Annotated in this window: 8 protein-coding genes; 5 read left to right on the top strand and 3 right to left on the bottom strand. The window is 68.5% G+C overall.

Annotated features, from left to right (window positions below; all coding sequences use genetic code 11):
- The 3 genes from C7H84_RS34645 to C7H84_RS34635 form a co-directional block, all read right to left on the bottom strand.
- Positions 1-1623: hypothetical protein (locus C7H84_RS34645; protein WP_121863012.1), on the bottom strand; the 1623-nt coding region annotated here is incomplete at its 3' end.
- A gap of 482 nt (positions 1624-2105) precedes the next feature.
- Positions 2106-3350 carry an FAD-binding oxidoreductase gene (locus tag C7H84_RS34640; RefSeq protein WP_121863010.1) on the bottom strand — a complete coding sequence of 415 codons (1245 nt, stop codon included), beginning with the start codon at positions 3348-3350 and terminating at the stop codon, positions 2106-2108.
- A gap of 92 nt (positions 3351-3442) precedes the next feature.
- Positions 3443-4222: an ABC transporter substrate-binding protein gene (locus C7H84_RS34635; protein WP_121863009.1), complete on the bottom strand. Its 780-nt coding sequence runs from the start codon at positions 4220-4222 to the stop codon at positions 3443-3445.
- 343 nt (positions 4223-4565) lie between these two features.
- On the opposite strand from C7H84_RS34635, the gene C7H84_RS34630 reads away from it, so the two are divergent.
- The 5 genes from C7H84_RS34630 to C7H84_RS34610 all read left to right on the top strand — a co-directional run bounded on the left by C7H84_RS34630 (position 4566) and on the right by C7H84_RS34610 (position 9929).
- On the top strand, positions 4566-5528 hold the full coding sequence (locus tag C7H84_RS34630) for an ornithine cyclodeaminase family protein (RefSeq protein WP_121863008.1): 963 nt from the start codon (positions 4566-4568) through the stop codon (positions 5526-5528).
- Positions 5525-6319, top strand: coding sequence for a PAS domain-containing protein (locus C7H84_RS34625; protein ID WP_121863007.1), 795 nt, complete (start codon positions 5525-5527; stop codon positions 6317-6319). The genes C7H84_RS34630 and C7H84_RS34625 overlap by 4 nt, the downstream gene beginning before the upstream one ends.
- A 214-nt stretch (positions 6320-6533) precedes the next feature.
- Complete coding sequence (locus C7H84_RS34620; protein ID WP_121863006.1) at positions 6534-7268, top strand: DsbA family oxidoreductase; 735 nt, start codon at positions 6534-6536, stop codon at positions 7266-7268.
- A 127-nt stretch (positions 7269-7395) separates the two neighbouring features.
- On the top strand, positions 7396-8835 hold the full coding sequence (locus C7H84_RS34615; protein ID WP_121863005.1) for a DHA2 family efflux MFS transporter permease subunit: 1440 nt from the start codon (positions 7396-7398) through the stop codon (positions 8833-8835).
- Positions 8836-9140: 305 nt separating this feature from the next.
- On the top strand, positions 9141-9929 hold the full coding sequence (locus tag C7H84_RS34610) for a sulfite exporter TauE/SafE family protein (protein WP_121863011.1): 789 nt from the start codon (positions 9141-9143) through the stop codon (positions 9927-9929).
- Positions 9930-10561 lie beyond the last annotated feature (632 nt).

The raw sequence follows: 10561 nt of genomic DNA, 5'->3' as shown, positions 1-10561 counted from the left end.
GCCGAGCGCACCCGTCACCGAACTGACCGCGTTGCTCAGCGCGCCGGCCGGATTGCTGCCGCCGAGCGTGTTGACGACCTGGTTCACGACACCCTGCACCGGCGCCAGCGGGTTCGTGCTGCCGAGGCTGCCGAGCGCGCCCGTCACCGAGCCGAGTGCGCCGGTGAGTGCGCCCGCGGCGCTGCCGCCGGTCGGCAGCGCGTTCTGCAGGCCGCTGACGAGGTTCGTGATCGGTGTGATCGGGCTGCCGCTGCCGCCGCCGCCGCCGGCGCCGGACAGCGTGCCGACGACCTGATTCACGACGCCCTGCACCGGCGCCAGCGGGTTCGTGCCGCCGAGGTTGCCGAGCGCACCCGTCACCGAGTTCACCGCGTTCGCCAGGGCACCGGCCGGGTTGTCGCCGCCGAGCGTGCCGGCGAGTTGCGTGACGGCGCCTTGCACCGGCGCCAGCGGGCTCGATGCGCCGCCGAGATTGCCGAGCGAACCCGTGATCGTATTGACCGCGTTGCTCAGCGCGCCGGCCGGGTTGCCGCTGCCCAGCGTGCCCGTGACCTGGTCGACGACGTTCTGGATCGGCGTCAGCGGGTTCGTGCCGCCGACGTTGCCCAAGGCGCCCGTTACCGTGCCGAGGGCGCCGGTCAGTGCACCGGCCGGGTTGCTGCCGCCGACGTTGCCCAGCGCACCCGTAACCGAGCCGAGGGCACCGGTCAGTGCTCCTGCCGGATTGCCACCGCCGAGCGCGCCCGTCACTTGATTCACGACGCCTTGCACGGGTGCCAGCGGATTTGCACCGCCGCCGACGTTACCCAGCGCTCCAGTCGCCGTACCGACCGCGTTGCTCAGCGCACCCGTCGCCGTATTCAGCGCGCCGGTCAATGCACCCGCGGGGTTGCCGCCGCCCACGTTGCTCAGCGCACCCGTCGCCGTACCAAGCGCGCCAGTCAGCGCACCTGCCGGGTTGCCGCCGCCGAGCGCACCCGTCACTTGATTGACCACACCTTGAACCGGCGCCAGCGGGTTTGCGCCGCCGCCGACGTTACCCAAGGCACCCGTCACCGTACCAAGCGCACCAGTCAGCGCACCTGCCGGGTTGCCACCCCCGAGCGCGCCAGTCACTTGATTAACGACACCCTGAACCGGCGCCAGCGGGTTCGCCCCGCCGCCGACATTCCCCAGCGCGCCCGTTACCGTGCCAACCGCATTACTCAACGTCCCCGTCGCCGTATTCAGCGCACCGGTGAGCGCACCCGCCGGATTGCCGCCCCCGAGCGCACCCGTCACCTGGTTCACCACGCCTTGCACCGGCGCGAGCGGCGTCACCGTGCCGCCAGCGCCGCCGAGCGCGCCCGTCAGCGCGTTCACCGCGCCCGACAATGCCTGCGCCGGATTGCCCAGCGACGTCTGGATCGCGCCCGAGCCGCCCGCCGCCACGGTGACCGAACCCAGCGGCGACGTGCCGGTGGCAGCCAGCCCGATCGACACGCCGTTCCCCGACGGAGTCACGATCACTTGCGGAATGGGCAGCGCATCGAGCGACGCCCCAATAGCCGAACCTGAAGCCAGTACCCCGAACACCGCCGCGACCGACAGCGCCACACCCGTCAATTCAAGATTTTGTCCCATCTTTACCGTGTCTCCGTTGGCACTACGTTGATAAAGCATGGGGACGGATTGCAGGAAGTGTGCCACTTCGATAAAACGAGCTCATTCGTTGGCCCATTTCAAGCCAATAACGGATCTATATGGATTTCCGGGCAGATAGACGGGCCGCGCCCGCGTCAATAATCAGACGAAACTGGCGGGCGGAGCGCCGATGTAACGTAACGTTTGCGAGGCCGAAGTAACGTGTTCCGGTACATTGCGGGCCACATCGGGACGGATTGTTTCTGCGCGTCGACGGCGTGCCGGGGCGAGCTACTTATTCCGCATTTTCATTTCCATGAAAATGCATTGATAAATCACTGCTTTTCTGATTTTCTTATATCGCGATTTCTTTCCGACCAATTACGCAGAGCATTTTCCGCGAATCGATTTTAGACAATGCGGACAGCCGAATGAAAAACTGTGACGGCCGCCCGCGCGACGGCCGTCGTGCCGCGACACGCTCAACCGAAGCGCGCGGGCCGGTACGGATGGGGATCGATATAGGTCGGTGCGCCGGTCATCATCTCGGCGAGCAGACGTCCGGTCGCGGGGCCGAGCGTGAGCCCGTGGTGGCAATGGCCGAACGCGAACCACAGATGACGATGGCGCGGCGCAGGCCCGATCACCGGCCGCATGTCGGGCGTGCACGGCCGCATCCCGAGCCACGGGGCCGGGTCGAGCCGCTCGCCGATGCCGAACGCATCGCGCGCCAGCGGCTCGGCACGCGCGAGCTGCACGCCGGTCGGCGGCGCGCCGCGCAACGCGATCTCGACACCAGTCGTGAGCCGCAGCCGTCCACCTTCCATCGGCGCGACGACGAAGCCCGACTCGGTATCGCACACGGGCACGTTCAGCGGCGTGCGAGTCGGCCGGTAATGCATGTGATAGCCGCGCTTCGAGCGCAGCGGAATCCGGTAGCCGAGCGGCGCGAACACGTGATCGGACCACGGCCCGAGCGCGACCACCGCTGACCGGGCCGCGATCGGCCCGTGTTCGGTGTCGACCCGCCAGCCGTCGCGGATCTGCGCGAGCGTCGTCGCGTCGCCGCGCACGAACGTGCCGCCATCGCGCTCGAACAGCCGCGCGTAGGCCTTCGTGAGGCCGCCCGGGCTCGACACGGTCTTCGGGTCCTGCCAGTGGAATGCGCCGCAGAATGCATCGCCGATCCCGGGCTCCCGTGCGCGCAGCGCGCGCGCGTCGAGCACGCTCATCCGCAGCCCGTGCGCGTCGGCCACCCGCTGCTGCGCGCGCGTTTCGGCGTCGAACAGCGCGGGCGAACGGAACGCCTCGATCCATCCGCCGTCGTGCACGAGCGGCTGCGCGTCGGTGCGTGCGAGCAGCGCGTCGTGCTCGACGACGCTCGCCGCGACGAGCGGCAGCATGTCGCGCGCGGCGGCCGCGAGCCGTTGCGGCGACGATTCGCGCCAGAAACGCGCGAGCCACCCCGCATACGCGGGCAATGCCTTGTAGTCCCAATAGAGATCGACCGAGCGGTTGCGCGCGTAGCGCAGCAACGTGCCGAGCCGGCGCGGGAACGCATACGGCACGACCGACGAACGCTCGATCAGCCCGGCATTGCCGTGGCTCGTTTCCTCGCCGGGCGCGCGCCGGTCGACGAGCGCGACACGCAGCCCGCGATCCTGCAGATGCAGCGCCGACGACACGCCGACGATGCCGGCCCCGAGAACGATGACGTCGAAATCCATGATTTTCCGTACTGCGTCGAGATTCGGTGCGAGATTGGGTGTGAGATTCGGTGCAACACGCGCCGGCCCCGCGGCCGGCGCGCCACCGAGGCTTACTTCGCGACGATGTCGCGCTTGAAGTACTTCTGCGACAACGCGCTCAGCGTGCCGTCCTTCTTCAGCGCATCGAGCGCGCCCACGAGCTTCGCCTGCAGCGCCTTGTCGCCCTTGCGCATCCCGAAGCCGGTGCCTTCGCCGAGCGTCGCCGGATCCTTCAGCGGCTCGCCGACGATCTGATAGTCGCGGCCGGCGGGCTTGTCGAGGAAACCGTCCTGCGCGGTCTGCGCTTCCTGCACGGCCGCGTCGAGACGCCCGGCGACGAGATCGGCATAGATCTGGTCCTGATCCTGATACGGCACGACGGCCACGCCCGCATTCGCCCAGTGCGCCTTCAGGAAATCCTCCTGCGACGAGCCCTGCAGCACGCCGACGTGCTTGCCGCGCAGGCTCGCGACATCGGGCCGCAACGGCGAACCGCGGCGCGCGACCATCACGATCGGCACCACGTAGATCGCCGGCGTGAAGTCGATGCTCTGCTTGCGCTTCGCGGTGATGTTCATCGCCGAGTTGATCGCGTCGAACTTGCGCGCCTGCAGCGCCGGGATCAGCCCGTCGAACGCATTCTCGACCCACACGCACTTCATCTTCAGCTTCGCGCAGACGGCGGTGCCGACATCGACGTCGAAACCCTGCAGCTGGCCGGCCGGCGTCTTGCTCTCGAACGGCGGATAGGCGGCTTCGATCCCGAAGCGCAGCGTGGTCTGTTCCGCGTGGGCCGTGACGGCCGCGCACGCGAGCGCCGCGACGGCGCAGAGGGAAAGCTTCCAGTTCATGACGGTGTCCTTCGATTGCGGATGGAGGCGATGAAGACCGGTCGCGCGGTGCCGTCGCCGGGCGACGGCACGCGGGTCTGCATTCCGAATATAGACTCTTAGTCTACTATAGACTATAGGGGATACGATGATCCTGGCCCCCAAGGTCGTCCCTCGGGCTTTCGTCGATGTGCAAAACCCGTTGATTTATCGACAATTTTCTCGAGAAAGGGGCCCAAGCCGAGGCTCGAAAGGAAAATTCCACCCGGCTTCTTTTGTCTATATTAGACTTTTAATCCACCACAAACACCGCCGGACGCCCGCTTTCGAGACTGTCCTGTCCGGCCCCGACCGGAGAAGTTCCATGACGCAACCCGCCCCGACCCTGCCGCTGACCGTCGACGAAGCCGCGGTGCGCGCGGCGCTGCCGGCGCTCGACGTGCTCGGCACGCTGCGCCGCATGTTCGCGTCGCTCGCGTCGGCTCGCGCGGTGCAGCCGCCGCAAACCCTCACGCTGTTTCCCGAGCAGGCTGGCGATTTCATCACGTACCTCGGCGCGCTCGCCGACGAGCAGGTGTTCGGCGCGAAGCTGTCGCCGTACGTCGTGACGGGGAGCAAACCGATCGTCACCGCATGGACCGCGCTGATGTCGATGCGCACCGGCCAGCCGCTGATGTGGTGCGATGCAGCGCTGCTGACGGTCGAACGCACGGCCGGCACGACGGCGCTCGCGGTCGACTGCCTCGCGCCGCGCGACGCACGCCGGCTCGCCGTGATCGGCGCGGGCGCGGTCGGCCTCGCGCACCTGCGCCACACCGCCGCATTGCGCGACTGGGCGTCGATCAGCGCCTATTCGCCCGCGCTCGCCGGCGACCCGGCGCTGCAGGCGACGCTCGCGCAGGTCGATCCGCGCGCCCGTGCGGCCGCGAGCGTCGAAGCCTGCGTGCGCGACGCGGACGTCGTGATGCTGTGCACGTCGTCGGGCACGCCGGTGCTCGCGGACGGCATGCTCACGTGCCCGGCGCTCGTCACGTCGATCAGCACCAACGTCGCGCGCGCGCACGAGATTCCGCCCGCGTGGCTGCCCGACATGGACGTGTACTGCGACTACCGCCACACGACGCCCGCGAGCGCGGGCGAGATGCAGATCGCGGCGGCCGAGCACGGCTGGACGCCCGAACGGATCGTCGGCGACCTGCCCGCGCTCGTCGCCGGCACCTGCGCGGCGCCGTCGCGCACGCGTCACGCGTTCTTCCGCTCGATCGGCCTCGGGCTCGAGGACATCGCGATCGCGCACGCGCTGTACACGCATCTGACGCGCGCATGAGCGGCACGCGCACGCGGGGCCGATACAATGGCGCAACCGCCGCGGCGGCGGCGCGCGGGCGCACGGACCAGCCGGTCGACGGCCTGCCGGCGCGCCGCGCCGACGCACCGCCCGGCCCCCGCTCACCCGAGATGGCGATTCCGATGCGCAAGAAGCAATCCCCCGTCAAAGACCTGCTGCTCACCCGCTATGCACCGATCGCCGACGGCATCGCGGCGCTGTTCTTCCCGTACGCGGAAGTCGTGATCCATGACCTGCACGACCAGACCGTGCTGTACCTCGCGAACAACCTGTCGAAGCGCGAGGTCGGCGACGATTCCGCGCTCGAGGAAATCGATCATTCGGCGCGCGAGCGCGTGATCGGCCCGTACGAGAAGCTGAACTGGGACGGCCGGCGCATGCGTTGCGTGAGCAACGTGCTGTTCGACGACGAAGGCCACCCGGCCGGCATGATGTGCATCAACTTCAACATCGCGGTGTTCGACGACGTGCGCGCGACGCTCGACGTGTTCATCAAGGGCGCGGGCATCGTCGCGCAGCCGGACGAGCTGTTCCGCGACGACTGGCAAGAGCGGATCAACACGTTCCTGCACGGCTGGCTGCGCGAGCGGCAGGTCGGCCTGAACGGTCTCACGCGCGAGCACCGGCGCGAACTGGTCGAAGCGCTGCACGCGGAAGGCGCGTTCCGCGGCAAGAGCGCCGCGAACTACGTCGCGAACGTGCTCGGGATGGGGCGCGCGACCGTCTACAAGCACCTGAAGCATCTGAAGGAAACGCAGGGCGACGCGTAAGCGGCAAGCGGCACGCGCACCGAGCCGACGATCCGTGCCGGCGGCGCCCATCGCTCGTCGCTCGTCACGACATCGCTATCGGCACGCGCGGCCCGTGCCTATGCTTCGCGATACGTCGGCGGCCGCGCCGTTCCACCCCGGCCGGGCCGCGACCGAGTGACGATGCATGAAATGATATAGTCGCGGTTACACTTTTTGCCTCCCCGGATCGCCCATGACGACCACCCCTGCCCCGAGTGCCCGCACGACCCTCACCGTCGAAATCTGGTCCGACGTGATCTGCCCGTGGTGCTGGATCGGCAAGCGCCGCTTCGACGAGGCGCTCGCCGCATTCCCGCACGCCGAGCGGGTCGACGTCGTGCTGCGCGCATACCGGCTGATGCCGGGCCAGCCGGTCGAGCCGGTCGAGGCGATGCTTGAAAGCAAGTACCGGATGTCGGCCGCGCAGGTCGGCCAGATGCTGCGCCAGGTGACCGACGCGGCCGCGAGCGTCGGGCTGCGCTACGACCTGCCCGGCACGTTCGTCGGCGACACGCTCGACGCTCACCGGCTCGTGAAGCTCGCCGAAGCGACCGGCCGCGCCCATGCGTTGACCGAGCGGCTGTACCGCGCGTATTTCTGCGAGCACGGCTCGCTGTTCGATCACGCGGCGCTGATCGAATTCGCGGTCGAGGCAGGGCTCGAACGCTCGGCCGTCGAAGCCACGCTGCGCAGCGACGCCTATCGCGACGAAGTCGAAGCCGACATCGCGCGCGCCGCGCAGATCGGCGGACGCGGCGTGCCGCTGTTCGTGTTCGGCGGCCGCTACGCGGTGTCGGGCGCGCAGCCGGCCGACGTGTTCGCGCAAGCGCTCGAGCAGGCGTGGCGCGACGGCGGCATCGTCGAACCGGCGGGCGGCGACGCGGCCGCGTGCGGCCCCGACGGCTGCGAGCTGCCGCCGTGCGGGTGACCCGCCGCGGCCGCGCGACCCGCGCCGCCGCTACGCGTCGCTGCTGCCACAAACCGGCAGGAAGCGTGCGCGAATGACGTCTACAATGCAGCCTTTCAAATAACTATCAGAGAGAAGGCTGCGGCCCATGACCCACGGTATTCACGGCGAGAAGCGCTGGTACGCATTGATCGTCCTTTGCCTCGGCGTGCTGATGATCGTGCTCGACAGCACGATCGTGAACGTCGCGCTGCCGTCGATCAGCACCGATCTCCATTTCACCGAGACGGCCCTCGTGTGGGTCGTCAACGCGTATCTGCTGACGTTCGGCGGCTGCCTGCTGCTCGGCGGCCGGCTCGGCGATCTCTATGGCCAGCGGCGCATGTTCCTCGCGGGCCTCGTCGTGTTCACGCTCGCGTCGCTCGCATGCGGCCTCGCGCAATCGCAGGCGATGCTGATCGCCGCGCGCGCGGTGCAGGGCTTCGGCGGCGCGATCGTGTCGGCCGTGTCGCTGTCGCTGATCATGAACCTCTTCACCGAACCGGGCGAACGGGCGCGCGCGATGGGCGTCTACGGCTTCGTCTGCGCGGGCGGCGGCAGCATCGGCGTGCTGCTCGGCGGGCTGCTGACGAGCACGCTGTCGTGGCACTGGATCTTCCTCGTCAACCTGCCGATCGGCATCGCGGTCTATGCGATGTGCGTCGCGCTGCTGCCGCGCATGCGCGCACCGGCCGGCGCCGCGCGGCTCGACGTCGCGGGCGCGATCACCGTGACCGCGTCGCTGATGCTCGCGGTCTACGGGATCGTCGGCGGCAACGAGGCCGGCTGGCTGTCGACGCAGACCGTCGCGCTGATCGGCGCGGCCGCCGCGCTGCTCGCGCTGTTCGTCGCGATCGAGGCACGCGTCGCGCATCCGCTGATGCCGCTCACGCTGTTCGCCGCGCGCAACGTCGCACTCGCGAACGTGATCGGCGTGCTCTGGGCGGCCGCGATGTTCGCGTGGTTCTTCCTGTCGGCGCTCTACATGCAGCGCGTGCTCGGCTACGGGCCGCTGCAGGTCGGGCTCGCGTTCCTGCCGGCGAACCTGATCATGGCCGCGTTCTCGCTCGGGTTGTCCGCGCGGATCGTGATGCGCTTCGGGATCCGCGGCCCGATCGCGGCCGGCCTGCTGATCGCCGCGTGCGGCCTCGCGCTGTTCTCGCGCGCGCCGGCCGACGGCAGCTTCGTCTGGCACGTGCTGCCGGGCATGACGCTGCTCGGCATCGGCGCGGGCGTCGCGTTCAATCCGGTGCTGCTCGCCGCGATGAGCGACGTCGATCCGGCCGATTCGGGGCTCGCGTCGGGCATCGTCAACACCGCGTTCATGATGGGCGGCGCGCTCGGCCTCGCCGTGCTCGCAAGCCTCGCGGCCGCCCGCACCGATGCGCTCGCGGCCGCCCACGCGGTGCCGCTCGACGCGCTGAACGGCGGCTACCACGCGGCGTTCGCGGTCGGCGCGGCATTCGCGGCCGCGGCCGGGCTGCTCGGCCTCGCGCTGCGGATCCGCCGCCAGGACGCCGTGTCGGGCGCCGGTCCCGCCATGCACTGACGGCCGGGCGGAACCGCTGCAGGTGCCGCCCGGTCCTTTCAGGTCCGGTCGTGCGCGCTGCGCCCGATAGCCCGCCATCGGGAAGACCACCCGTCGACGTCACAGCCCGCCTCGCCCCATCAGGCCCGGCGGCGCTTCGAACGCGCGTTTCACCCTGGGCGGACAGCCCGTCCGACGGGGCTTCCCGGCCGATTTTTAACGTAGTCGTACACCGACGCGTCACTTTTGCGACAATGGCGGACTTTGACGTGCGCGCCGCGGCCGCGCGCCGCCGCCGCCGAACGCCGCATAACCGCCTGCTTCCGATGTCGCTTCCCCATATCGATCTGCTGTACTCCCTGTCCGGCCTGTTCGTCGGCATTCTCGTCGGCCTGACGGGCGTCGGCGGCGGTTCGCTGATGACGCCGATCCTCGTGCTGCTGTTCGGCGTCCACCCCGCGACGGCGGTCGGCACCGACCTGCTGTACGCGGCCGCGACCAAGGCCACCGGCACGCTGGTGCACGGGCTGAAGGGGTCAATCGATTGGCGCATCACCGGCCGGCTCGCGGCCGGCAGCGTCCCGGCCGCGGCCGTCACGCTGTGGCTGCTGCATACGCACGGGATGAATTCGCCCGGCACCGCGCGGATGATCCAGCTGGTGCTCGGCATCGCGCTGCTGCTCACGTCGCTCGCGCTGATCTTCCGTCCGCAGCTGACCGCGCTCGCCGCGCGCAACCCGCTCACGCCGAGCCCCGCACGCACGCTGTGGTCGACCGTGCTGACGGGCGCCGTGCTCGGCGTGCTCGTGTCGATGACGTCGGTCGGCGCCGGCGCGATCGGCGTCACGGTGCTGCTGCTGCTTTATCCGGTGCTCGCGACCGCCCGCATCGTCGGCTCCGACATCGCGCACGCGGTGCCGCTCACGCTCGTCGCCGGGATGGGCCACTGGCTGCTCGGCTCGGTCGACTGGTCGATGCTGCTGTCGCTGCTGCTCGGCTCGCTGCCCGGCATCGTGGTCGGCAGCCTGCTGTCGGCGCGCGCGCCCGAGCGACTGCTGCGCAACCTGCTCGCCTCGACGCTCGTCGCGGTCGGCGTGCGGCTCGTGCTGGCGTAAGCGCGCCTTTCGTTCCTGACTAAAAACACCGTCTCGGCACGCGCACCCGCGATCAGTCTCCACAATCCTCAACAGAGGGCTCTTCATCCCTGTTTTAGGGATCAAGGACGCCGTCACTTGCGACTTCCGGGGTGACGCCGGATCAATTGCACCGGCGCTCCGCACCGGGAGTGCATTCGTTGTGCGATGCACCCCGAGTTTTTTACCGGACCGGCGAATGCCGATCGGCACGATTTACCCCACCCATATTTCACGACTGCACAATGGAATCAATTCCATTGCGAACGACAATTCAATAATTCGCGACAACGCGAATTGACGCCCGTCATTGGCACGCACGAGAAGCCGCAAGCAAAAGCATCCCCCGCGAAGCCCGCCGTACAACGCGCCTTCGCTTTGAATGAACGAACGATTCCGCTCGGCGAGATGCCGATTAATTGCGAAACGGCGACCGACCGCAGCTCCAGCCGAATTAATAAAACCGAAAGAATAGATTAACTATATGGAAAGGAATATCGTCTTGATGGGAATTTATTAAATTAAGTGAAAATACCGGCGCATAATAGGTTCCGGGTTTTCTGCCGCAAAGTAATAATTTCTTACGGCACTCGCCATTCCGAGAAACGCCAGTG

The organism is Burkholderia sp. Nafp2/4-1b (assembly GCF_003635165.1).
Classification (GTDB): domain Bacteria; phylum Pseudomonadota; class Gammaproteobacteria; order Burkholderiales; family Burkholderiaceae; genus Burkholderia.
This window is presented reverse-complemented; position numbering and strand designations above follow the sequence as displayed.